Consider the following 24,794-nt stretch of genomic DNA (forward strand, 5'->3'; position numbering starts at 1 on the left):
TTTGCTTAAACAGGTCAACTATTCGCACAAATCCATCGAAAAATCTGACTCGCTCTACTGAATTTCATGCTCGAAAGCTTAAGCCCGACAGGCTCCTGGAAATTTATTCTTTCGGGTTTTATTTTATGGAAAAAAGGTTTTCGTAGTGTATTTCAAAAAATATTGATGCGATGCACGCACAGAAAAACCCGGGTTCTTTGCCCGGGCTTTTGGAGAATGGAAAGCAATGATAGCTAAGCCGCCGCTATACGAGACAACTCCTGCACAGCCACTGACAACATAGCCAGGTCAGGCTTCGGTGCGGACTGGATACTCTCCAACGTGCAATGCCAGCGCGCCATGGATTGACTGTGCACCTCAAGCCATTGGTTAAGGGTTTCCTCAGAGGTTGTCTCTACATTCAGCAGCGCATGGGCACAGCTGTCTGAAAGACTACGGTCGACCTGATCACGCAAAGAAGCCTGTGCCCTTCGCTGCCAGACATCCGATGTCGGCAGCGCCCGAACCTGGTTGCGGAACCAATGTAACGACAAGCGCTCTTCCAGTGCAAAGTACACACGGGCAGCACTATCTACGGGTTGCTGTCGTCGATCAGCAATAGCAACAATACTCATGGCGTAATAACGGTAACGCAAGGCCGCACAATCATGGGCCATTTCGGGGCTGAAGCCTTCTGCGGTCAACTTCTCAATCAGTTTTTGCAACCATTCACGGTCACTTTCACCGAGCAATTGTTCCAGATTAACCACAATATTCTCTACACCATTTTTGTACGTGCTGGTCAACTGCCGCACATCCAGGTTATTACCATGCACCCGGAGCAGCCAGATACAGGCTTTTTCAATCTGGCGTTGAATGCGTACCTGCTCATTGCGTTGGGTGGCATCGTCCACGTCAAAGCCCAGGGCTTCGAACCGGTTCCAGAGTGTTTCAAGGGACAGAATGCTCACCACAGCACTGTAAGCACGTACCGCATTAATCACGCTGCAATGGGTTTCTTGCTGAACATAATCAATGAAGGTCGCTCCCATACGGTTGTTGACCTCATTGGTCAGGTGTGTTGCCAGAATTTCCGTTTTCAGAACATGCTGATCAATTTGTGCGGCATAACGTTGACGCAAGGGCGTGGGGAAATACTGGTAAAGTTCTTTACTCAGATCCAGGTCTTCATCCACTTTTGCGGCGACCAGGTCTTCACACAGTTTCAGCTTGGAATGGGACAGCAATACAGAAATCTCAGGACGGCTTAATCCCTCTTCTCTCAGGTAACGTTCCTTTAGTTCTTCATCAGAGGGCAGGCACTCCAGTTTACGGTTCAGGCGACCTTCACTTTCATACTTTCGAATAAGCTGACGGTGGTCGTTAAACAGCAAACTACTTTGATGATTACTCAAACTCAGGCGCTGGCTTTGCAAATAGTTATGGCGCAATACCAATGACGCAATTTCGTCAGTCATCTCTGCCAGCAATTCATTCCGTTGCTTTATGGTAATATCACCAGCAGCCACCACCTGATCCAGCAGAATCTTGATATTAACTTCGTGATCGGAACTTTCGACCCCACCGGAGTTATCCACTGCATCGGTATTGATTAACCCCCCGTGGCGGGCAAACTCGATACGAGCCTGTTGTGTTAACCCCAGGTTACCGCCTTCACCTACTACTTTTACACGGAGTTCATCGGCATTTATACGAACATTATCGTTTGCTCTGTCACCCACATCAGTATGGCTTTCGAACGAGGCCTTCACAAAGGTACCGATACCACCGGTCCACAACAGGTCCACTGGCGCCTTCAACATATGCTGAATGAGTCCGGCTGGTGTCAGTGAAGGCGTTTCAATACCCAGCGCTTCGCAGGCTTGTGAACTCAGGCGAATTCTCTTGGCAGCACGGCTGTATATACCACCCCCTTTAGAAATCAGCGTACGATTGTAATCATCCCAGCTGGAGCGGGGCAGGGCAAAAATCCGTTTACGCTCAGCATAACTGCTGGCGGTATCGGGGGCAGGGTCAATAAAAATGTGCATGTGGTTAAATGCACCGACCAACTGGATATGTTCAGACAAGAGCATACCATTGCCAAACACATCACCGGCCATATCGCCGATGGCAATGGTAGTGAAAGGACTGCTTTGGGTGTCGTGCCCACGTTCTTTAAACAACCGTTTTACCGACTCCCAGCCACCACGGGCAGTGATGCCCATTTTCTTGTGGTCATAGCCCTGGCTGCCCCCGGAGGCAAAAGCATCGCCCAGCCAAAAGCCATAGCTATCTGACACGTCATTAGCAATATCAGAGAATGTCGCTGTCCCCTTGTCTGCCGCAACGACCAGATAAGGGTCGTCCTCGTCATAACGTACGACGCCCGATGGAGGAATAACATCGCCCTGACGCAGGTTATCTGTAATATCCAGTAAGCCAGATATAAAGGTTTTGTAACAGGCTATCCCTTCAGCCATGATTTCATCGCGGGAACAGGTGCCTGCCAGTTGTTTAGGAATAAATCCACCCTTGGCACCGTGGGGCACAATGATGGCATTTTTCACCATCTGCGCTTTTACCAGTCCCAGAATTTCGGTGCGAAAGTCTTCCCGGCGATCAGACCAACGCAAACCACCCCGGGCAATCTTACCGCCACGCATGTGCACACCTTCCACTTTGGGTGAATACACGAAGATCTCAAACATCGGGCGAGGCTGCGGTGCAGCAGGAATCATGTCAGGCTTCAGTTTAAAGGACATGTAGCTTTTAGGCTGACCTTCGCTGTCGAGTTGATAGGCGTTCGTCCGCTGCATGGCATTAATGACACTAAGGAAGTGGCGTAAGATACGATCCTCATCAAGGTTAGCCACATCATCGAGCAGCTTATTGATCTTTTCGGTAATTTTTTCCGCGCGTTTCTCACGTTCGGATACGCTGTCAGGGGTGAAGCGTATTTCAAACAGACGCACCAACTGGCGGGTAATGGCCGCGTTATTGATGACGACCTGCTCCATGTAAAACTGACTGAAAGGAATCTGCAGTTGCAGCAGGTATTTAGCCAAAGCTCTCAGTAGCATAACCTGACGCCACTCAAGGCCGGCACTCAATACCAGGGCATTAAATTTGTCGTTTTCAAGTTCGCCACGCCAGGTGCGGATAAACACCTGCTGAAATTGTTCACACAGTGCGCTGTCTTCCAGGTTCATAGACGAGAAAGGCGCAATTCGGAAATCCAAAACCCAACCACCGTCGCTTTTTTTAGGCGTTATCATATAAGGTCTGGCGCTGAAAACTTTCACTCCCATATGCTCGAGGATGGGTAGCACGTCAGAAAGTGCCAGGTGTTTTCCTGTACCTAACACCCGGAAATGCCAATGCTGAAAATCGTTTACCGGGTGATACAAGGAAGTACTGATGGGTGTTTGTTCGTTCAGTCGCCCAAAGCGGCCAATATCTGCTACAGCCTGGCGGGGGTGAACGTCTTCCCGGTAAGCTGCCGGGAAAGCTTCGGCATAAAGACGGTATAAACGACTACCGGCAGCTTCGCCGTATTTGTCGAGAATGGCCTGGCGCAAGTGATCCTTCCAACTGAGCACCGCCTCAACCATGGTTTTTTCAAGCTCAACAATATTGATGTCCAACTCATGGGAGTTTTCACAGTGCACGGTAAACTGGAGCTGTACCAGTGGGTGCTCAGACAGGTGGACACTGAAGTCAATACTGTGCCCACCCAGTTCATCCAACAAAATCTGTGCCAGGCGCTGACGCAGGTCAGTGTTAAAGTGATCCCTTGGTACGTAGACCATCACGTTGATAAAGCGGTCATAACTGTCAGGACGCAGAAAAACCCTCAGCTGACGGCGTTCCTGGCAATCCAGAATCCCCATAATGGTACTTTGCAGCTGCTCCTGAGTAGACTGGGCTAATTCGTCTCTGGGATAAGTGTTAATCACATGCTGCAAAGCCTTGCCCCGGTGACTATGCTCTGGCGTATCAGCAATTTCAAGCAGCCTTCGTACTTTCTTTCGCAGCATCGGAATCTGCTCCAACGGCGTGGAGTAGACCTGTGATGAAAACAGACCAAAGAAGCACCATTCACCACATACACGCCCTTCGTCGTTAAAATGCTTAACGCCGAGGTAATCAAGGTGTGCTGGCCGCTGAATAGTAGAACGTGTGGATGACTTGGTAATCACCAGCAATTCAGGCTCGTGCAGTTTTTCTAGCTGATAATACGACAATGGTTGATCATCACCGCTCTGACTGTGCTCTTTTCTGAAGGTGCCAAGACCTGAGTTTTTCTCAATATGCAGCCTGGCGGCATTGTCGGACTCACTCACCTCATAATAGCGGTAACCGATAAACAAAAAGTTGTCGTTTTTCAGCCAGCGCAGGAAGGCCAGAGTTTCTTCCTGCTCTTCTGATGTGACGGGCTGAGGCTGACTCTCACACCAGTGTATGGCCTCATCCAGTTGGGCAGACATGGCTGCACGATCATAAATCACTTGTCGTACATCAGCAATGACTGATTTTATCCGGGTAACGATACGCTCTAACTCCCTAGCCCCTCCCTGACGATCAATTTCAATTTGCATCAGCGCTTCAGATTTCAGCGAATCCTTTTCAGTGCCAGCTTTTTGCAAAGAGACCAGCTGACCATTTTTATCCCTTTGCGACTGAATCACTGGATGATTGATGTTGTGAACCACTACCTCCTGATTATCAAGACTCATTAAGATAGAGGCCACCAGGAAGGGCATGTCATCCACCAGTACTTCAATAATACTGTGGGTGGAGTGCCAGTAGTGTGTCTCCGGCTCAGGGTTATAGGCGCGGATATTCAGCTCACCTGGCTTCCGTTGCTGAATAAACTGCCAAAGACAGAGAATAGAACCGTAACAATCGTCAACTGATATATTCACCAGGTCTCTAGACTGGATCTGCCGGAAATAATAGTCCGCCAAACGACCGGCCTGCTGGCGGTCACTTTCTGGCATGCGCTCGGCAATCCATGACTGAACCTGGCTGAGTGTCAGTTTACGAATGTCTGTAAATGTATTCATATCTGTTTTTTTACACCTTGCGCCCTCTGTTAAAGGGCAGATCATTCCGAATGTTCCGCATTGTTAACAAATGCGATTATCAGAAAAAGTAATGCTGGAAATTTAACAGAATACGATCTAAAGTTGCACTGCTATCTAATCAAGAAAAACCCAAAACAGCCAGGTTTTATCGACGATTGCAGCTCATAAAAGATTGTGAATTGAGAATCAATCAAGACCCGAGTAAGAGGAGTCTTTCAGACGCCTTCCTTATACCCTCAGCCGTGCCAGCGCTGATTTTTAGCAAGCGGTTTTTTTTACCAAAAGCGCGGAAAGCCCCGTACTTATACCCGTACTTATACCCGTACTTATAAAGGGTGTCGCGAAACGCTTAATTTTCTCCGTCGTCATCCCGTACAGGGATTGTAAGGGATCTATGCCACAAGGACGTGAATCACTAAACCCGCATGAAGCGTGTGGTTAGAGTGCCTTCCATAGCGTGTGGTTCCTGTACATTCCCTGTACAGGATGGCGATGCGGGGTGTATTTCAGCGTTTCGCGACACCCTCTTCACGTCGGGGAGGATGTCAATGATGCCAATTATTTGCATATAATGCACGGATTTGGTATAAAGCCCGGTCTTTGTATGAGGGTCGCTATTGAGCAGCGTCGGACGGTTATTTGTCCTGATTTACCCTAAGCAGACTCTGGAATTCAGAAGATTACCGGCCTCACGGCTGGAGCATTAGTTGAGAGGCCATAACAATGTCCAAGGTTTGTCAGGTTACCGGCAAGCGTCCGGTTACCGGAAACAATGTGTCCCACGCGCACAACAAAACTCGTCGTCGCTTTGTGCCTAACCTGCACCACAAGCGTTTCTGGGTTGCTACTGAAAACCGCTTTGTGCGCCTGCGCGTTAGTGCGAAAGGCATGCGGATTATCGACAAGAAAGGCATCGATGCCGTTCTGGCTGATTTGCGTAAAGCGGGTCAGAAAGTTTAATCCTCAGGAGCTCTAAACCATGGCTAAAGGTATTCGCGAAAAAATCAAGCTTGTTTCCTCTGCCGGAACAGGTCATTACTACACCACGACCAAAAACAAGCGTAACACACCGGACAAACTGGCCTTTAAAAAGTACGACCCGGTTGTTCGCAAGCATGTTGAGTACAAAGAATACAAGATCAAGTAAGCGCTTTTTCTTATTGTATGTTGTGCATAGCCTGATGGACAGAGGGTTCGTCAGGCATTACCGGCTTTCTTTTCTGCGCCTTGCTGATCTGCGATCGCTTCTCCTTTCCCTTCTGCTTCAAACTCCAGAACATGTGTAGCAAGGTCCAGCAACACGTGGCGAATATGATAATCACTCAACGCATAGAGTATCTGCTTGCCATGACGTGCAGATTTCAAGATTCTTGCTTCCCGCAACTGCTTTAAATGATGGCTGGCTAATGGCTGAGACATGGAAGCAATCTCAGCCAGCTTGGTGACAGGCTGTGGTTCATCAATGCACGAAAGCACCATTTTTAGCCGACCTTCATCCCCTAGCAGCCGGAAAATAGCGGCCAGACGGTTGTGTCGCTCTTCATTTAACTCTGGTAGATGGGAACAGCACGGTATTTGTAAATCAACCATAAATTTTTGGCTCTTTCTGTGTTTCAAGGGACTTGCGTGACAGCAGATCCAGCAGTCCATAAATAGCAGCTTTTCCTCGTCGGTTGATATTATGAAGACACCCAAAAAGCCAGGGAAAACGGGCAGTTTCTCGTGAGAAATACCGCTATGATCACCAACAACATAGACTTCGCCCCATTTATCTTCAAGCGTACCATTGGACGACCAATATCACATTAATAGGCTGCCTCACGTTGTAAGCGACCCTGTTTTCTTCCACAAAGCGCGATACCTTTCAGTTGAAATTCATTGCCATAAAAATACTTGTCTTACCCATCAAACTTTCTAACTTCACCATAAGGAGCGTTAGCCCGGCGAAAAGGCAGGGCGAAGTGACAAGTCTGTCCGTAGTTATGAATAGCTTGCTCAATTCCGCAGTTAGAAAAGACAATTGGTATTAGAAAGTGCAACAGGTATCGTACTTGTGTCCAGTTCAGCGTACACAATGGATTTCTAAACAGTTTCAGAAGTGACAGCTGCAAAGGTGGCTGGTGTGGCTCAAAGCGCACCGGCATACCCCGGTGGTTGGTCATTTGGGAAGGGTGGGCAACGTCGCAAGATCGTCTCCACACCTGCCGAATGAAAAAAGGCGTGGAGATGTGACTAAGAGATAGCCTTCAGGGGGCGGAGAGGATGTCAAGTCCTGAAAATCACGCGTGCTAAAGTCTGCCAGTGGTCAGTCCAGTATTCTGTGGGCTTGTGCTTAAATTCACCGCGCACGTACTTGCTGATACGCCCTTCAACCATAGCCATCATCAGGTTGGCAGTCGTGCTAACCGTCATAGAAGTGCGCAGCCCCTCCTTAATCTCAGCTTCCCGTAATACTTGTTTAAGCTGAATTTCCAGCCGTTCAAATAACTGACTGATTCTTACCCTCAGCCTCTGTGCTTCGCCAGCGAGAGCATCACCGGTTAACAGACGGGAAAGCCCCGGGTTTTTTTCGCAAAAGCTCAGTAGCAACCGTAAGATGCTTCCACAACGCACCAACGCTTTTTCTTCATTAGCAATAATAGTGGTGATACGCGAAAAAAGGATATCCTCAATAAAGGCAATCAACCCTTCAAACATTTTGGCTTTGCTGGGAAAATGCCGGTAGAGCGCTGCTTCCGATACGCCCATTTCCTTTGCCAATAAAGCGGTGGTAATACGCTGACCGGGTGCTATTTCGAGCATATGAGCCAATGACTGAAGTATATGTTCCTGCCGGGAAAGAGTCCTTGCTTTATCCATAACAAACCAATCGTCAGTCTTGTCGGTTAATCCGGCTTGATCACGCTGCCAATGCCTTTATCTGTCAGTAATTCAAGCAATAAGGCATGGGGCACGCGACCATCAATAATGTGAGCACAACCGACGCCCTGAGCGACAGCATTGAGTGCGCACTGAATTTTGGGTAGCATACCACCATGGATGGTACCCTCGGCAATGAGGGCTTCTACTTGGTTCTGGCACAAGGTGGATAGCAGCTGATTATCCTTATCAAGAATTCCAGGGGTGTTGGTCAGTAGCAGCAGCTTTTCAGCCCGCAGGGTTTCTGCCAGTTTTCCTGCGACAAGGTCAGCATTGATGTTATAGGTTTTTCCCTTGTCGTCCAGGGCAATGGGAGCAAGTATGGGGACATGACCACTGGTTTGAAGAATATCAAAAACACAGCGGTCAATTGATGCCACTTGACCCAAGTGTCCACGGCTGGTCTGCGAGTCCGTTTCAGGGTCAACAATAGGCAGCGGACAGGCTTTTATACAGCCAGCATCTTTTCCAGTAAGACCTACCGCTTTCCCGCCACATTGGTTAATTGCAGTCACAATGCTTTTGTTGACTGACCCACTGAGTACCATTTCCACGATGCCCATAGTCTCCGCATCAGTGACTCGCATGCCTTGCTCAAACCGGCTTTCAATAGAAAGGCGCTTAAGCATACTGTCAATCTGGGGGCCGCCACCATGGACTACCACCGGATGCATCCCTACGGCCTTGAGCATTACGATATCCCGGGCAAAGTGTAACTTAAGGGATTCACTGGTCATGGCATTGCCACCGTATTTGATCACAATGGTCTTGCCGGCAAAGCGTTGCAAATAAGGCAGAGCCTCTGTGAGTATATGTGCGGTATCCTCACCAGAGCGCGCGGTGGTCTTCATTCATCCTCCAGGGTAGGTAATAAAACGGTCATAAAGGCTATCAGATTGATTGAGTTGGGTGAATGAGAAAGTAGTACAGCCTGCTAGGAGCCTAACCGAGAATAGACTGCGCTACTGCGGTTGCGATAAATTGGTCTAAAAGTTCCTGCTTCTTCATCAAATAGCCCCGCTATTCTCCTCAGAAAAAGAAATTTTATCCTCAATTTCTGGCAATCCTCGCTAAGGGCGCTATTCTCGGTCAGGCTCCTAGGCAAGGGTTGTCCCTTAAGAAGGGTTTATGGGTGTCCTTATTCTGTTTATTCTGTTGTTGCTAGTACAGGATATGATCAATATCTATTATACAATTTTTTTGACAGGTAGGAGTTCGTATCCTTACCGATAACAGTAATTGGGAAATACGCTTTTTCAGGGGGAAATTGAGAAAATCTTGGGGTATTACGTATCGGTAATGGCACCCTTACCTGCTATCTCTACAAACTCATTCCCGACCAGTAACCAGTTTTCAATCAAGCTAACCAGAATTTCCTGATCTAACTTTCTCTTGCCTTGAATAGCGCACTCCCAGACCACCATCAAGCGCCATTCAGACTTAAGTAACGCCTGCTTGTTTCTCTCATCTCGGAGCTTGTTTTTTTGGATTTTTTCAAGCCAGTACGTCAGGTTGTTTTTTGCTGGCCTGTTCGAGAGACAATTGTGCCCATGCCAAAAGCAGCCATTGACTTGAACGACCGCCTTATATTTTGGGAAAACAATATCAGGTGTTCCCGGTAAATCTTTTACGTGAGTTCGGTAGCGAAAACCCAAGGCATGAAGCGCCCTTCGAATACGTAGCTCGGGCTTGGTGTTTTTGCTTGGTATGGAAGCCATTATTCGGCGGCGTGTGGAGGTTAGTATAAAGAGCGTCCCCCCAAATTGAGTTAACCCCAGATAACTATAAATCAATACCGCGGACAGTTTTAGACAGTCTGGTGTCTGATGCTACAAGGCCTACAGCTCAAGGGGGCGATTTTATGGTAACTCAACGGTAGACGTGAGTTGCCATAAAATAACGATACACCTTCGGGCCTTTGGCAGCCGTGGGCTTTAAGCATCAAAAACTGTCCGCAGTATTAATAAATAGAACTATCGTTTATTTTTGGGTCTAATTAGTACTTTTAGTCCAGATTAGGCAGTACTAATGACTCGATTAGAAAAAACTCAGCTTATTCTAGAGCGTTGCCGGGAAGAGCTTAAGAGAAAATCTCCTGAAGAGGTAAGAAATTACCAGGGAGCTCATTTTGAAGGTTATCTTGCGATAATTATGCGATCAGTTATTGATCAAGACCCTGACTTAATTGGGATAGAGGTTGAAGAAATTTCCGGTCAGCGGTTCCCGGATATAGTTTTGAAGTTTCCAGATCATTCCGACATAATTGGTGTTGAGGTAAAAACGACCAACTCGGATAAATGGCAAACCCTGGGGGGTAGTATTTTTGAATCTACCCGGGTTGATAACGTCGAGGAGATCATGCTCTTTTTCGCAAAACTAGGCGGTGATGTCAGTTACCGCTTTAAGCTCCATGAGGAGTGCGTAAAAGATGTGTTGATTACCCATAAGCCTCGCTACAGCATAGATATGACTCTTAAGAAAGACGAAACGGTTTTCTCTAAAATCGGTATCGGCTATGAGGAAGTAGGGAAGCTCGATAATCCTTTCAGGCCATTCCGTAAGTACTTGAAAGATAAGTTCGGAGCTTCCGCTGATCTCTGGTGGGTTGAGGATGATCGGGCAGAGGAAGTCGACCCGGAAGCTGTTGGTGAGTTTGCTTTTAAAGCCTGGCCTGAGTTACCGGCGCAATTGAGACGGGAAAAGATTGCGGAGGCGTGCGCATTATTCCCTGAAGCCTTTATCTGGCGGCTCGTCACAAAATAGTCGACCACTCCCTTCGAGACAGGTTCAGTGCGGGCGGCAAAATTGAAGTTGTCCAAGGCATCAGAACCTTCAGTGATGTCCCTAGGATTTTTGAGAAGCTTGAAGATCCGGGTTTCTTAAGAATGGTTCGAGATTGTATCGAGAATACCGACCCGGAAATACTGGCAGAATACTGGGCTAAGGACGAGGGTAGGTTGAAGTCGCTTGAAAAGAGTGAGCTATTTGAAATCTGGGTTTCTGAAGTCGATAAAGAGCTGCGTATCAAGCACTCTGGAAAAGATATTCCAGACCCCAAAAGGATGATATCTGATAATCTGAGTATTTCAGAATGCATGAGTGTCATCCAGAAGAAGCAATAAGGCATCGTATTGAAAAACAAAAGAGTACTATCACTTTTCAGTGGCTGTGGTGGAATGGATTTAGGTTTTGAGGGCGGTTTTTCTGTCGCTGAAGAGCTGGTTAATCCTGAAGTGTTTCGTCATTGTAGCAACCCTGAGAATGGTATGGTGTACTTGCCGGAGACTGGTTTCCAGACTGTTTTCGCTAACGACATACTGAGATACGCGGAAACAGCCTGGAAGCCTTTTTTTCAAAATAGAGGCGTTGATTCCGAGTCCGTATTTCATACGGAGAGTGTTGTTGATCTAGTCAAGAAGCACGAGGCTGGCGAATTTCAATTCCCCACCGACATTGATGTAGTGACCGGTGGGTTCCCTTGCCAGGACTTTAGCGTGGCAGGTAAACGCAATGGTTTCAATTCCCATAAATGCCACCAGAACGACATCAACGGAGATATCCCGGCGAAGGAAAGCCGGGGGAGCCTCTATATTTGGATGCGCAAAGTCGTTGAGATTACTAGACCTAAAGTCTTTATTGCCGAGAACGTAAAGGGACTGGTTTCTCTCGGTGACGTAAAGCAGATTATAGAGCGTGATTTCAGGAGAATAGACCAAGGCTATCTGGTCGTTCCCGCAAAAGTGTTGTTCACTCCTGATTATGGAATTCCTCAACGTCGCGAGCGAGTTATTTTTATCGGGCTTAGTCGGAGGTATTTGTCTCCAGCTATGGTAGATCAGATAGAGTCGGGGCTGATTGATGTATATCCTCCGGTAAGTCATTCGGAGAATGGCGGAGAAAGTCTGCTGCCATATTCTCAGGTTCGTCATGCTCTCAGAGATCTATTAGAGCCAGAGCGATCTGAAGACCCGGCGCAGCAGAAATTCTCCAAGGCCAAGTATTGCCCCGGAACGCAAGGTCAAACTGAAGTGGCCTATGAGGGTATAGCTCCGACTATCAGAGCTGAGCATCATGGGAACATCGAGTACAGAAGACTCTCCAGGGAAAACGGCGGAAAGAATCTTAAAGAGCTTGATAAGGGCTTACCTGAGCGACGCCTGACTGTCCGCGAGTGTGCGAGAATTCAGACCTTCCCTGATAGCTATGAGTTTGTTCGCCCGAAAAAGAAAGGTGTTGAGTATCCGCTGAGCGCCTCAGGAGCCTATAAAGTGATTGGTAATGCGGTACCCCCTTTGCTGGCTTATCATATTGCCCATCATATCGAAAGCCTCTGGAATGAACTGTTTGGTGAGATAAGACAAATTACTGAGGAGGTTCACGAAGGTGAAGCGCTTCAAATCGCCTGATTTTTCTGTCCAAAGAAGCTGATAGTTTGGTGCGGACAGCCAAGCGCGCCGCAACCTGGCGGGCTCAGGCGTAAGCTCACAAGCTGGCAGATTCCTTGCGCTCCGGTGCGCTGGCTGTCATCGGGCATCGTTCCATCGTCGTGTAAAAGCACTGCAAAACCAGCGCTTTACGAAGAAAACCTAGAACTCTTTTGGGTGCGGTTCCTCTGCTACGACGATTGGTTGTGCATAATTTCACCATAGTTCCTACTTTGAGAGCAGTGCTTATGAAAGGCCCAATAACTATCCCAATCGCCGCTCGAGTTTACAGTCAGCTACCGAACTGCTCCCGATAGGCAGCTATGGCTGGCCCGAACTGGTTAAATTCAGCGCTATCTTTTACGTACTCAAAGAGATGTTCCTGCTTCACAATACTTATCACGGGAATACCAAAGTCTCGCTCGATCTCCTCAAGGGTAGACAGCTCACCCGAACCTTTTTCCTGGCGATCCATGGCAATCATGACGGCCGCAGGTTTTGCTGCTGAGTCTTCCATGATTTGCATTACTTCACGCACCGCAGTCCCTGCGGTAATCACATCGTCAATGATAATAGCTTTGCCTTCCAGTGTTGCTCCCACCATCATTCCACCTTCACCGTGGTCTTTAACTTCCTTGCGGTTATAACACCAGGGGATGTCACGGCCATGGCGCTCCGATAAAGCAATGGCAGTGGCCGTAACCATAGGGATGCCTTTATAGGCTGGGCCAAACAACATATCAAAATCAATACCTGAGGTTATCAGGGCATTGGCGTAAAACTGCCCTAGTTTACTCATGGCTTTCCCTGTGTTAAACAACCCGGCGTTAAAGAAATAGGGGGATTGCCGACCTGATTTCAAGGTAAAGTTACCAAAACGAATGACCTGCTGTTCCAGGGCAAATGCCAGGAACGCTTCTTGATAGTTATGCATAGCGACTCAACCGCCTCATCATTAACAACTTCATACCGTATAATTTTCTGCATAGAGCTTGATTTATGACTTAATTTGCTAGTTTACCCTGCCAAAATAGCAACGTTAATATTTTTTGTTACCCTCAACAGTATTTTTTGAAGAAATAAACGATATTTCCCGTGTAAAGAAGGCGCATAAGTCTGATCCACCTGTTTGATAAATGTCCTTGACGTACCGGCATTGGCCATAATAAATCGCATTTATGCGGATAAACAATGAAGAAATGACAAGCTATGATTGACCAAGATTTTATAGTTTCACTAAAGCATTCAGCACCTATCGACAACAAACCGTGGTAGCTGCTTTATGTGCGGTGCCCAAGCAGTCTATGTCTATCACTCGACTGCTGCCTACCTTGGCAAGGTGTAATCAATGAGAGTTATAAGCTTTAACTGCGAAGGCATTAAGAACGCCAGTGAAAAAGGCCTTTTTGACTGGCTGAAAGAACAAGATGCCGATGTTATCTGCCTTCAGGACACGCGTGAAAAGGATATTGTCATCGAGAGCGATGCCTATCAGCTCGATGGCTATTTCTGTTACCCCTATGAAGGTTACAACCGAACAGAACATGGCGGAGTTGCCCTGTATACCCGTCACCCTCCCAAAGCAATTATTACCGGCCTTGGCTACCCTGAAGCCGATGAAAGCGGTCGCTATCAGCAGGCTGATTTTGACAAGATCAGTATTGTCAATATCTATGTGCCTGAAGGTCATGATGAAGAAAGCCAGAACTTCAAATACCGCTTTCTGGATGGCTACTCCCACAACCTGAACAAACAGCGCCGCAAACGTCGTGAGTTTGTGATGACCGGTACCTGGAATATTGCCCACCGTAAAATCGATGTGGCCAAATGGCGTGAATCAGAAGAGCTCTCTGGCTTCCAGTCAGCAGAGCGCAACTGGATGGAAGGCTTGCTCGGTGATATGGGATTCTGCGATGCGTACCGCGAAGTGGATCGTGAGTCTGGCAAGTACACCTGGTGGCCGGATGAATTCCTGCGCCATGATAACCTGGGTATGCGTCTGGACTACCAGATCATCACTTCAGGCATGCGTCACCGTGTGCTTAACGGTGGTATCTATAAGTCACAGCTATTCTCAAACCACGCCCCTGTGATTATGGATTATGACTGGGAACTGTCTTTCTGACATTGCCCGGTTTCCACCTTAACCGGCGCCATGCCGGTTATGGCTTCTGCCGTGCAAATAAAGACCACCTCATAAGCCGGATTGTTGCGCGTAAGGTGGCTTCTGACAGCTCGATTATAAGGTTGTCAGACTTTAAACTTTTTAGTCTCCAAAGCTGTGGAAAAGACTGTTAAAAAACACCGGGAAAAGTCTGTGGATAAAGCAGTGAGCAGTTTGCCTGTGAGTAAGTGGCGACTTATCCACAACCCCCCCACAAACTGATCAATGATTATACACGTTACACAAACAATCTTGTTAGCTTTGTAACTGACTGGTTCTTCTGTGAATAACCAGGTTATCCACAGAAAGCGCCGCCCCTAATAGCTACAACAACTACAAAACATCATCACCTAAAAAGAATATTTACAACTTTTATGAACAACAACTGAAACCTTAGCTCTGAGACAGGGTTGATTATTGTATGAAGATTTTGCCGTGCCTCTAGGAGGCCTGACCGAGAATAGCGCCCTTAGCGAGGATTGCGAGAAATTGAGGATAAAATTTCTGCCTCTGAGGAGAATAGCGGGGCTATTTGATGAAGAAGCAGGAATTTTCAGACCAATTTATCGCAACCGCAGTAGGGTAGTCTATTCTCGGACAGGCTCCTAGGAGCCGGTCGGACTTAAGGCAACCATTAGTGAACAACCGTTTTTCTTGTTTCAGCGGGGGGGAGAATCGGATGATCTTTTCGTTTTCAACAACCAGATCTTTGCCGTGTTATCACTACTGACAGTCACCACATGCCGACCATCAGGGCTAAAAGTTGCCCTGTAGACCGAATGACCGTGGGAAATACACCCTTTCTCCGTCCAGTTGCCGTTAATATCCTCCCCCCAGATTTTTGCCGTTGGACCTTCACTGACAGTCACCACATGCCGACTATCGGGGCTGAACGTCGCTGAGCGGACCGAATCGCCGTGAGTAATACACCGTTTCTCGATCCAGTTGCCACTGGCATTGAGCCCCCAGATTTTTGCCGTGTAATCACCACAGGCAGTTACCACATACCGGCTATCAGGGCTGAACGTCGCTGAGAAGATCGAATCACCGTGGGGAATAGACGCTTTCTTCGTCCAGTTACCGTCAGTATCCCGCCCCCAGATTCTTGCCTTGTGATCATGACTGACAGTCACCATATGCCAGCCATCAGGGCTGAAAGTCCCTGAGTCAACCCATCCATCATGGGAAATAACCTCTTTCTCCGTCCAACTGCCACCAGTATCCAGCCCCCAGATCTTTGCCTTGTGATCAGCACTGGTAGTCAACACATACTGACTATTGGCGCTAAACGTCGCTGATATAACCCAATGACCGTGGCGAATAGACGCTTTCTCAGTCCAATTGCTGTCAGTATCCAGCCCCCAGATTCTTGCCGTGTGATCACCACTGGCAGTCACCACATAGCAACCATTGCGGCTTAAAATCGCTGAGAAGACCCAATCACCGTGGGGAATAGATGCTTTCTCAGTCCAGTTGCCACTGGTATCAAGCCCCCAGACTTTTGCCGTGTGATCATCACTGGCAGTCACAACGTAGGAACTATCAGGGCTGAACGTCGCTGAGTGAACCCGTCTACCATGGGAAATAACCCCTTTCTCCGTCCAGTTGCCGTCAGTATCCAGCCCCCAGATTCTTGCCTTATTATCTTCACTGCCAGTCACCACATACTGACTATCGGGGCTGAACGTCGCCCAGCAGAACGAATGAATGTGAGAAATAACCTCTTTCTCACTCCAGTTGCCACTGTCATCCTGCCCCCAGATTTTTGCCGTGTTATCATGACTAACAGCCACCACATAACGGCTATCGGGGCTGAACGTCGCTGAGGAGATCGAATCACTGTGGTAAGAAATAGACGCTTTATCGGTCCAGTTGCCACTGTCATCCTGCCCCCAGATTTTTACCGTCTTATCAAAACTGGCAGTGGCCACATACCGACCATCGGGGCTGAAAGCCGCTGAGCGAATCATAGTACCATGGGGAATACACCCTTTTTCTGGCATTTCGAAAGATCGAGCGATGTGCATGAGGTAGCTTATTTTGTAAAAAAGTAACACTGAAAAGTTTTTCCTACTTCTCGCCTCACAAAGAAAGTTGCTGATCTCAGGATCACCTGAAAATTGCGCCACCCATTCTTTTATCTGACCATCATCCAATGAAGCGGCAATAACATCCCAGTTTTTCTTTAATGCAGGGTAATCATTAAAAAAACACTTATCTTCTAAAGAATCAATTTTTGTTTCAACATTAAGTTGTTTACACGTTTCTGAAACACTCATTAAATCTTTGTTACCAAGGCATTCAAAGATTTTACGCCTTAATTCAATGGGTAAACCCATTATTGGGGACGTATCTTCTTCTAAAGTTACTGCAACAACGGTATGAGAAAAGGGATAAATGCCCGTAAGAATAACTAGAACAAATAACCGAGTAAAAAATTGTATCAATGATAAAGTTCCTACTATTTTTTACTTTCTGATTGTAGTCATTTTAAAAAAATTTGCATGGATTATCATACCAATCGCACTTTTTTCAGTGGGGGGAAGCATCGGTTGATCTTTTCGTTTTCAACAACCAGATTTTTGCCGTGTTATCATCACCGATAGTCACTACATACCGACCGTCGGGGCTGAATGTCGCTGAGTAGATCGAATAAGCGTCGGAAATAACCCCTTTCTCCGTCCAGTTGCCGTCAATATCCTGCCCCCAGATTCTTGCCGTCTTATCAAGGCAGGCGGCAGTCAACATATGCCGGCTATCAGGGCTGAAACTCGCTGAGAAGACCGAACTAGCGTGGGAAATAGACGTTTTCTCCGTCCAGTTGCCACTGGTATCAAGCCCCCAGATTTTTGCCGTGTGATCATGACTGGCAGTCACCACATGTCGGCTATCGGGGCTAAAACTCACTGAGCAGATCGGAGAAGCATGGAAAATAGCCCCTTTCTCCGTCCAGCTACCGCCGGGGTCGAGTCCCCAGATTTTTGCCGTGTTATCATCACTGTCTGTCACCACATGCCGACTATCGGGGCTGAACGTCGCGGAGCGGACCAAGTTACGGTGGAAAATACACCCTTTCGCCGTCCAGTTACCACCGGAATCTTGCCCCCAGATTTTTGCCGTGTAATCATGACTGGCAGTCACCACATGCCGACCATCGAGGCTGAACGTCGCTGAGACGATCGAATTACTGTGGGAAATAGACGCTTTCTTCGTCCAGTTGCCGTCAGTATCCTGCCCCCAGATTCTTGCCTTGTGATCATGACTAACTGTCACCACATGCCGACTATCGAGGCTGAACGTCGCTGAGCGAACCGATTTACGGTGGGAAATAGACTTTTTCTCCGTCCAGTTACCACCGGGATCTTTCCCCCAGATTTTTGCCGTGTGATCCCAACTGGCAGTGACAACATACCGACTATCAGCACTGAAAGTCACTGAGCAGATTAATTTACAGTGGTAAATACACTCTTTCTCCGTCCAATTGCCGTCAATATCCTGCCCCCAGATTCTTGCCGTGTTATCAGCACTAACTGTCACCACATACCGACCATCGGGGCTGAACGTCACCGAGTAGAACGAATTATCGTGGGAAATAACCTCTTTCTCGGTGCAGTTGCCACTATCATTGACCCTCCAGATTTTTGCCGTTTGATCATCACTGATAGTCACCACATACCGACTATCGGGGCTGAACGTCGCTGAGTGGACCAAATCAGCGTGGGAAATAGAGTCTTTCTCCGTCCAGTTGCCGTCAGTATCCCGCCTCCAGATTCTTGCTTTATTATCTTCACTGGCAGTCACCACATACCGACCATTGGGGCTGAAAGTCGCTGACCAAATCCAATCACCACAGGAAATACACCCTTTTTCTGGTATCTCGAAAGATCGAACGATGTGCATGAGATATCTTATTGTGTAAAAAAGCAAAGCTGAAAAGCTTTTCCGATTTTTCACCTCACAAAGGGACTTACTGATCTGAGGATCATCTGAAAATTGCGCCACCCATTCTTTTATCTGACCATCATCCAATGAAGCTGCAATAACATCCCAGTTTTTCTTGGATGCAGGATAATCATTTAAAAAACATTGTGCTTTTACAAAATTATATTTTATATCGGCATTAAATTGTTTACACGTTTGTGAAGTCCTTATTAGATCACCAGTACCAAGGTATTTAAAAATTGCCACCCTTAATTCAGTGGGTAAACCCATTATTGGGGGCGTATCTTCTTCTAAAGGAATTGCAACAACAGTATGGGAAAAGGGATAAATACCCGCAAAAATAACTGCAACAAATAATCGGGTAAAAGATTGTTTCAATGATAAAGTTCCTACTATTTTTACTCTCTGATTATTGTTATCCGAACACCTTATCCACTAAAACTACTGCCCCAGACCAACCAACTGTGGTGGAATTACGCTCAAAAATGAACCTTGCCAACTAACTGTGCTCGAACAGGCAGTGTAGTCACTCTAAAAAAATTTGCATGGGGATTGTCATACCAATCGCACTTTTTTCAGTGGGGGGAAGCATCGGTTGATCTTTTCGTTTTCAACAACCAGATTTTTGCCGTTTTATCATCACTGGCAGTCACCACATACCGACCATCCGGGCTGAAAGTCGCCGAGCGAACCCAGTCATCATGGTAAATATACCCTTTCTCCGTCCAGTTGCCACAGGCATCAAGCCCCCAGATTCTTGCCCTGTAATCACCACCGGTGGTCATCACATGCCGACCATCAGGGCTGAAAGTCGCTGAGCACAGTGGCTTACCGTGGGAAATACTCTTTTTCTCCGTCCAGTTGCCATCGTTATCCTGCCCCCAGATTTTTGCCGTGTTATCATCACTGACAGTCAACACATACCGACTATCAGGGCTGAAAGTCGCCGAGCTGACAGACTTACAGTGGAAAACATATCCTTTCTGCGTCCAGTTACCACTGGTATCGAGTCCCCAGATTTTTGCCGTGCAGTCACGACTGGCTGTCACCACATGCCGACTATCGGGACTGAACGTCGCTGAGCGGACCGACCTGTCGTGAACAATGCGCCCCTCCTTAATCCAGTTGCCACTGGCATCGAGCCCCCAGATTTTTGCCCTGTGATCATCACTGGCCGTCACCACATGCCGACCATCGGGGCTAAAAGTCGCTGAGTTGACTGACTTACCGTGGGAAAAACACTTTTTCTCTATCCAATCCCGCCCCCAGATTTTTGCCGTGTGATCATGACTGGCTGTCACCACACGCCGACAATCAGGGCTGAAAGTCGCTGAGCAGAGCGACCTGTCGTGAAAAAAACCCCCTTTCTCCGTCCAGTTGCCATCGTTATCCCGCCCCCAGATTTTTGCCGTGTGATCATGACTGGCAGTCAACACACGCCGACTATCTGGGCTAAAAGTCGCTGAGCAGACCGACCTGCGGTGAGAAATACACCGTTTCTCGGTCCAGTTGCCACTGGCATCGAGTCCCCAGATTTTTGCCGTACGGTCAACACTGGCAGTCACCACATATCGACTATCAGGACTGAAAGTCACTGAGAGAATCGCGTTATTATGGGAAATACACCCTTTCTCGGTCCAGTTGCCACTGGCATCGAGCCCCAAAATTTTTGTCTTGTTATCATCACTGACAGTCGCCACATGTCGGCCATCGGGGCTGAAAATCGCTGAGCGAACCCAATTATCATGGGAAATACCCCCTTTTTCTTGCACCTCGAAAAATCGAGCGTTACGCATGAGATAACTTGTTTTGTAAAAAAGCAATGCTGGAAAGTCATTACTACCTTTCACTCGACAAAGAGACGTACTGATCCCTGGCTCATCTGAAAATTGCGCCACCCACTCTTTTATCTGACGACCATCCAATAAAGCTGAAATAGCAGTCCATTTTTTCTTGTATCCAGGATAATCATTTAAAAAACACTGTGCTTTTAAAGAATCACCTTTTGTCTCGGCATTAAGTTGTTTACATGTTTGTGAAATACTTTTTAGATCACGAGCACCCAGGTAGTTAAAAATTATCCACCTTAATTCAGTGGGTAAACCCATTATTGGAAACGTATCTTCTGCTAAAGGCACCGCAACAACGGTATGGGAAAAGGGATACACCGCAGTGAGAATAACCGCAACAAATACCCGGGTAAAAAATTGCATCAATGATAAATTTCCTACTATTTTTTACTCTCTGATTATTGCTATCCGGACGCCTTACCCGCTAAAACCGCTGACCCAGACCAACCAACTGGGGTGGAATTACTCTCAAAAGTAAACCTTGCCAACTGACTGTGCTCGAACAGGCAGTGTAGTCACTCTAAAAAAATTTGCATGGGGATTGTCATACCAATCGCACTTTTTTCAGTGGGTGGAAGCATCGGTTGATCTTTTCGTTTTCAACAACCAGATTTTTGCCGTGTGATCATCACTGGCAGTCACCACATACCGACCATCCGGGCTGAAACTCGCCGAGCGAATCCAGTCATCATGGGAAATACCCCCTTTCTGCGTCCAGTGACCATCGGTATCGAGCCCCCAGATTTTTGCCGTGTGATCATAACCGACAGTTACCACATGCCGACCACTGGGGCTGAAAGTCCCTAAGCGAACCCAATCATCATGGGAAATACACCCTTTTTCTTGCGCCTTGAAAAATCGAGCGTTACGCATGAGATAACTTGTTTTGTAAAAAAGTAATGCTGGAAAGTCATTACCACCTTTCGCTCGACAAAGAGACGTACTGATCCCTGGCTCACCTGAAAATTGCGCCACCCATGCTTGTATCTGACGATCATCCAACGAAGCTGCAATAGCAGTCCATTTTGTCTTGTATCCAGGATAATCATTTAAAAAACAGTGTGCTTTTACAAAATCATTCTTTGTATCTTCATGGTATTTTTTACACGTTCTTGAAATATTCATTAAATCTCTGGAACCAAGGTATTTTAAAATTTCCCACCTTAATTCAATGGGTAAACGTAATAATGGCACATGACTCTCTTCCAACGGTCTCGCGACAACGGCTTGAGAAAAGGGATACATAGCAATAAGAATAACCGCAACAAATAACCGGGGGTAGAATGTTATCAATACTCAATCCTGATGTTTTTTTATTCTTTGATTATTGTTCCAAGCTAAAGCGCCACCAACCTGCGGGACAGGGTACTGGGCAATGTCAACCACGGACTGACTTGAGGACAGGCCATCACCGGCAACGCACCAACGAGCAGTGTAGTCATTCCAAAAAAATTTGCATGGATTGTAATACCGATCGAACTGTCTAAATCCCCTGATGCGCTAGCTACCTGAAGGGAAATCCTGCGTTGAAACTTCTCGCAATAGCAGGCGGCCTCACTCGTCATTTCTAGCCCGGATATTTCATAAACTGCCCTGAGAATTGCGCCCGTAGCGAGGATTACGAGAAATTGAGGATAAAAATTTCTGCTTCTGAGGATAATAGTGGGGCTATTTGACGAAGAATCAGGAATTTTCAGACCAATTTATCGCAACCGCAGTAGGGTAGTCTATTCTCGGACAGTAGGGCGAGTCAGAACAGGTTTATTTTTCCGAGTGTTCTTTTTTTATGTGATTCCGCAGGGCTTTCCTGTGCGGCAATACCTTATTACAATGAGGGCAGTTTTTTTCTCCTGAGTGATAGTCAGATTTGTGAGTCGACAAGGCTCTCTCATTCGATATCAACTTGTCGCAATCGGGACAGCTTACGCGCACCTTGGGACAGCCTATGGGCATCTTGGGACATCTTCTTTTGTGATTTGCCAGGGCTTGAGCGTGCGCCAATTGCTTATCGCAATAAGGGCATGTTTGTTTTTCTGTATGCTCTTTGCTTTTGTGATAATACAGTGCGGTCTTGTTCTGGAATTCCAACTGACAAACAGAGCATATTGCTTTTCCTTTATGATATTTACTTTTGTGAGTTAACAGAGCTGAAGCATTCGCAAATTTATTATTGCAATCAGGGCAGGTTTTCTCTTCTGTATGCTTTATGTTTTTGTGACACCTAAGTGATATTCTTGTTAAGAAAACTTTATCACATTGTTCACATGGATGCCCATTTGACCTTGCTAAGGTTACAGTGAAATTAATTGCTTCATTTTTGCCAGTCAGACTCATTCCTTCTGAGTTAAAATCTATATTGCAAACATATATACAGTTAAAATGAGTTAATATTTCCTCACCTCTGTCAAGAACCTTTATATCGTTTGAATGCGTGCTAATACTAGCAGATTCCAGATCTGAGGGCTTTACTACAAACGTCTGACTTGTGCTGTCTTCTGACAATTCTGAAAAGAGATGAGAAACAACCTTAATAGCCATCTCATTTTTAATCCCTCCAGAAAAAACAAAATAAATGACGCCACCCTCTTCAACGGTCATCTTTATAAATTTATCATTATTTTTATTTTTACTTGTCACACTAAAAATATCACCATAATCTATATCACTGCACTGACCACCTGAATCAATAGCATCACCTTTATTATCCAGGCTCATTGGATTAATTCCGTGTTGTTCAGCGTTATGATCTGACGACTCTTCAGTTATTTCGAGCATTACCGACGAATTATCCAAGTCACGGATTTTCTTACTACCGCCGTGATATTTGCTGGTGTGATACGCCCACGCCGCATAATTCTTGAACGGCTTGTCCGGATGACACAGGTCACAGATTTTCTCACCGCTATGGTAACGTTTTTTGTGCCTCGCCAGCGCTACACCATTTATGAACGTCTTTTCCGAATCACACTGATCACAGATTTTCTCACCGCTGTGGTAAAGTTCTTCGTGATTCGCCAGGGCTTGGTCATTTACGAACCTCTTGTTCGGACGACACTGGGTACAAATCTTCTTACCAACGCGGTGGCACTTGCTTTTGTGCTCCACCAGCGCCTGGGCATTTACGAACCTCTTGTTCGGACGACACTGGGTACAGATTTTCTCACCGCTGTGGTACTTGATTTTGTGATTCGACAGCGCTCGATCATTGTCGAATGCCCTTGCTGGATAACACAGGTCACAAATTTTCTTACCACTATGGTAAGCGTCATTGTGCATCCACAGCGCGTTCAAATCCCTGAACCGCCTTGGTGGATCGCACAGGGTACACGCTATGCTGTGGTGTACCCTTTTGTGATTTAAAAAATTGATTTCTCTACAAAAAACTATCTGGCATTGGTCACAAACATAACCATCGAACTTCTTTACGTTTACGGTGAAGCTATCAAGTTGTTCATTCACATGACATACATATATTTTTTTAAAACTATCATTTGTTAAATTTGTGTAAAAAGTTGTAGCCGTTATATCATTAAAATTAGTGCTGACAATGTCAGATTTCAGCTCTGACGACTTTATTACCAACGTCTTTTTTGTGTTATTTTCTTCCAATATATGGGAGACAACCCTTACAGCATTTTCCTCGCTAATTTCTCCGTAGAGAATAAAATAAATAGATTTATTCTCTTCAACCTTGACTCTGATAATTTTCTTTGTATGTTTTTTTTCATTGAGCAAAGTGAAGCCAAGATCATTGATATCAGGGGCATCAAGACCAAGGTCATCAGAATCAATATCATCAACATCAAGGCCACTGGGAGTGGTTTCCATCAACCCACCCTCTGAATCCGTTAAATCAACAGCCTTACAGGCTAAATAGCCGTCACCGGGTAATAAGTCACAATCCACATAATATTTGACTGGTTTTTTATAATATTTGGCTAATTTTTTTGGTGGTTCAGGCACATCATTTTCCCCACACCTTTTCCCACCACTGCACTGGTAAGGGAAAAAAAACAACAAAAAAGCTAGTAATATTGGCAATGGCTACTCAATAGACTACCTGTGGTTTTTAAACACCTTTATCCACAGATACTCCTGCTCCTTTTATTCGTTACAATGATATTTTTTATTTGTATACTAATTAAGACTGAAACTTTTACCCCACACCGGCCAGTGTAACCAAAAAAGTACGACGGAACGGGGTGCTCAATAGCATTAACTCCATTAAATTCCCTTTGGGCCAATAATCATAGTACATACCACCTGGCTGTGCCCAACAAACAGTGCAGTCACTTTAAAAAAATTTGCATGGGCCGTAAGTTACGAATCTAGGAGCCTGACCGAGAATAGCGCCCGTAGCGAGGATTACGAGAAATTGAGGATAAAAATTTCTGCTTCTGAGGATAATAGTGGGGCTATTTGACGA

At 46.4% G+C, this 24,794-nt stretch carries 18 protein-coding genes; 6 read left to right on the plus strand and 12 right to left on the minus strand.

Going from position 1 to position 24,794, the window contains the following annotated elements; genetic code table 11:
- Positions 1 to 233: 233 nt before the first annotated feature.
- Entirely contained in the window at positions 234 to 5,048 is a 4,815-nt protein-coding gene (locus V4C51_RS11710; RefSeq protein ID WP_330926351.1) for an NAD-glutamate dehydrogenase, read from the minus strand.
- A 744-nt stretch (positions 5,049 to 5,792) separates the two neighbouring features.
- On the opposite strand from V4C51_RS11710, the gene rpmB reads away from it, so the two are divergent.
- Both rpmB and rpmG read left to right on the plus strand, forming a co-directional pair.
- Positions 5,793 to 6,029 (plus strand): 50S ribosomal protein L28, encoded by a 237-nt coding sequence (gene rpmB, locus V4C51_RS11715; RefSeq protein WP_330926352.1) that lies wholly within the window; start codon positions 5,793 to 5,795, stop codon positions 6,027 to 6,029.
- A 19-nt stretch (positions 6,030 to 6,048) separates the two neighbouring features.
- Positions 6,049 to 6,216 carry a 50S ribosomal protein L33 gene (rpmG, locus tag V4C51_RS11720; RefSeq protein ID WP_330926353.1) on the plus strand — a complete coding sequence of 56 codons (168 nt, stop codon included), beginning with the start codon at positions 6,049 to 6,051 and terminating at the stop codon, positions 6,214 to 6,216.
- A 50-nt stretch (positions 6,217 to 6,266) separates the two neighbouring features.
- Here rpmG and V4C51_RS11725 read toward each other — a convergent pair whose 3' ends face one another.
- From V4C51_RS11725 to V4C51_RS11740, 4 genes are all read right to left on the minus strand, one after another.
- Positions 6,267 to 6,659, minus strand: a complete 393-nt coding sequence (locus tag V4C51_RS11725; RefSeq protein WP_330926354.1) for an ArsR/SmtB family transcription factor — start codon at positions 6,657 to 6,659, stop codon at positions 6,267 to 6,269.
- A gap of 675 nt (positions 6,660 to 7,334) precedes the next feature.
- On the minus strand, positions 7,335 to 7,928 hold the full coding sequence (gene slmA, locus V4C51_RS11730) for a nucleoid occlusion factor SlmA (RefSeq protein WP_330926355.1): 594 nt from the start codon (positions 7,926 to 7,928) through the stop codon (positions 7,335 to 7,337).
- A 26-nt stretch (positions 7,929 to 7,954) separates the two neighbouring features.
- Complete coding sequence (gene argB, locus V4C51_RS11735; protein WP_330926356.1) at positions 7,955 to 8,839, minus strand: acetylglutamate kinase; 885 nt, start codon at positions 8,837 to 8,839, stop codon at positions 7,955 to 7,957.
- Between the two features lie 435 nt (positions 8,840 to 9,274).
- A complete protein-coding gene (locus V4C51_RS11740; protein WP_420797664.1) occupies positions 9,275 to 9,778 on the minus strand; it encodes a very short patch repair endonuclease in 504 nt (167 codons plus the stop codon).
- A gap of 238 nt (positions 9,779 to 10,016) precedes the next feature.
- On the opposite strand from V4C51_RS11740, the gene V4C51_RS11745 reads away from it, so the two are divergent.
- The 3 genes from V4C51_RS11745 to V4C51_RS11755 all read left to right on the plus strand — a co-directional run bounded on the left by V4C51_RS11745 (position 10,017) and on the right by V4C51_RS11755 (position 12,394).
- Positions 10,017 to 10,751: a hypothetical protein gene (locus V4C51_RS11745; RefSeq protein WP_330926358.1), complete on the plus strand. Its 735-nt coding sequence runs from the start codon at positions 10,017 to 10,019 to the stop codon at positions 10,749 to 10,751.
- Between the two features lie 122 nt (positions 10,752 to 10,873).
- Positions 10,874 to 11,110 (plus strand): hypothetical protein, encoded by a 237-nt coding sequence (locus tag V4C51_RS11750; protein WP_330926359.1) that lies wholly within the window; start codon positions 10,874 to 10,876, stop codon positions 11,108 to 11,110.
- Between the two features lie 9 nt (positions 11,111 to 11,119).
- Entirely contained in the window at positions 11,120 to 12,394 is a 1,275-nt protein-coding gene (locus V4C51_RS11755; RefSeq protein ID WP_330926360.1) for a DNA cytosine methyltransferase, read from the plus strand.
- A 310-nt stretch (positions 12,395 to 12,704) separates the two neighbouring features.
- On the opposite strand, the gene pyrE is transcribed toward V4C51_RS11755, so the two are convergent.
- Positions 12,705 to 13,346 (minus strand): orotate phosphoribosyltransferase, encoded by a 642-nt coding sequence (gene pyrE, locus V4C51_RS11760; RefSeq protein ID WP_330926361.1) that lies wholly within the window; start codon positions 13,344 to 13,346, stop codon positions 12,705 to 12,707.
- 83 nt (positions 13,347 to 13,429) lie between these two features.
- The gene (locus V4C51_RS11765; protein WP_330926362.1) at positions 13,430 to 13,588 is read right to left on the minus strand and encodes a hypothetical protein; all 159 of its coding nucleotides are present in this window, start codon (positions 13,586 to 13,588) and stop codon (positions 13,430 to 13,432) included.
- A gap of 172 nt (positions 13,589 to 13,760) precedes the next feature.
- On the opposite strand from V4C51_RS11765, the gene V4C51_RS11770 reads away from it, so the two are divergent.
- Positions 13,761 to 14,537 (plus strand): exodeoxyribonuclease III, encoded by a 777-nt coding sequence (locus tag V4C51_RS11770; RefSeq protein WP_330926363.1) that lies wholly within the window; start codon positions 13,761 to 13,763, stop codon positions 14,535 to 14,537.
- A 698-nt stretch (positions 14,538 to 15,235) separates the two neighbouring features.
- Here the strand turns inward: V4C51_RS11770 and V4C51_RS11775 are convergent.
- The 5 genes from V4C51_RS11775 to V4C51_RS11795 all read right to left on the minus strand — a co-directional run bounded on the left by V4C51_RS11775 (position 15,236) and on the right by V4C51_RS11795 (position 24,103).
- Entirely contained in the window at positions 15,236 to 17,023 is a 1,788-nt protein-coding gene (locus V4C51_RS11775; protein ID WP_330926364.1) for an F-box/WD repeat-containing protein, read from the minus strand.
- Positions 17,024 to 17,108: 85 nt separating this feature from the next.
- Entirely contained in the window at positions 17,109 to 18,896 is a 1,788-nt protein-coding gene (locus tag V4C51_RS11780) for an F-box-like domain-containing protein (protein WP_330926365.1), read from the minus strand.
- Positions 18,897 to 19,093: 197 nt separating this feature from the next.
- Positions 19,094 to 20,731, minus strand: coding sequence for an F-box/WD repeat-containing protein (locus tag V4C51_RS11785; RefSeq protein WP_330926366.1), 1,638 nt, complete (start codon positions 20,729 to 20,731; stop codon positions 19,094 to 19,096).
- Positions 20,732 to 20,932: 201 nt separating this feature from the next.
- Positions 20,933 to 21,661: an F-box/WD repeat-containing protein gene (locus V4C51_RS11790; RefSeq protein WP_330926367.1), complete on the minus strand. Its 729-nt coding sequence runs from the start codon at positions 21,659 to 21,661 to the stop codon at positions 20,933 to 20,935.
- 468 nt (positions 21,662 to 22,129) lie between these two features.
- Positions 22,130 to 24,103: a C2H2-type zinc finger protein gene (locus V4C51_RS11795; protein ID WP_330926368.1), complete on the minus strand. Its 1,974-nt coding sequence runs from the start codon at positions 24,101 to 24,103 to the stop codon at positions 22,130 to 22,132.
- Positions 24,104 to 24,794 lie beyond the last annotated feature (691 nt).

Source organism: Candidatus Sororendozoicomonas aggregata (assembly GCF_031528575.1).
Taxonomy (GTDB): Bacteria; Pseudomonadota; Gammaproteobacteria; order Pseudomonadales; family Endozoicomonadaceae; genus Endonucleibacter; species Endonucleibacter aggregata.

Excerpts from the sequence above, each read along its gene's own strand:
- pyrE (WP_330926361.1), bottom strand. The coding sequence starts at position 13,346 with ATGCATAACTATCAAGAAGCGTTCCTGGCATTTGCCCTGGAACAGCAG.
- rpmG (WP_330926353.1), top strand. The coding sequence starts at position 6,049 with ATGGCTAAAGGTATTCGCGAAAAAATCAAGCTTGTTTCCTCTGCCGGA.
- slmA (WP_330926355.1), bottom strand. The coding sequence starts at position 7,928 with ATGGATAAAGCAAGGACTCTTTCCCGGCAGGAACATATACTTCAGTCA.
- V4C51_RS11745 (WP_330926358.1), top strand. The coding sequence starts at position 10,017 with ATGACTCGATTAGAAAAAACTCAGCTTATTCTAGAGCGTTGCCGGGAA.
- V4C51_RS11770 (WP_330926363.1), top strand. The coding sequence starts at position 13,761 with ATGAGAGTTATAAGCTTTAACTGCGAAGGCATTAAGAACGCCAGTGAA.
- V4C51_RS11710 (WP_330926351.1), bottom strand. The coding sequence starts at position 5,048 with ATGAATACATTTACAGACATTCGTAAACTGACACTCAGCCAGGTTCAG.
- V4C51_RS11725 (WP_330926354.1), bottom strand. The coding sequence starts at position 6,659 with ATGGTTGATTTACAAATACCGTGCTGTTCCCATCTACCAGAGTTAAAT.
- V4C51_RS11785 (WP_330926366.1), bottom strand. The coding sequence starts at position 20,731 with ATGCAATTTTTTACCCGGGTATTTGTTGCGGTTATTCTCACTGCGGTG.
- argB (WP_330926356.1), bottom strand. The coding sequence starts at position 8,839 with ATGAAGACCACCGCGCGCTCTGGTGAGGATACCGCACATATACTCACA.
- rpmB (WP_330926352.1), top strand. The coding sequence starts at position 5,793 with ATGTCCAAGGTTTGTCAGGTTACCGGCAAGCGTCCGGTTACCGGAAAC.
- V4C51_RS11750 (WP_330926359.1), top strand. The coding sequence starts at position 10,874 with ATGGTTCGAGATTGTATCGAGAATACCGACCCGGAAATACTGGCAGAA.
- V4C51_RS11765 (WP_330926362.1), bottom strand. The coding sequence starts at position 13,588 with ATGCGATTTATTATGGCCAATGCCGGTACGTCAAGGACATTTATCAAA.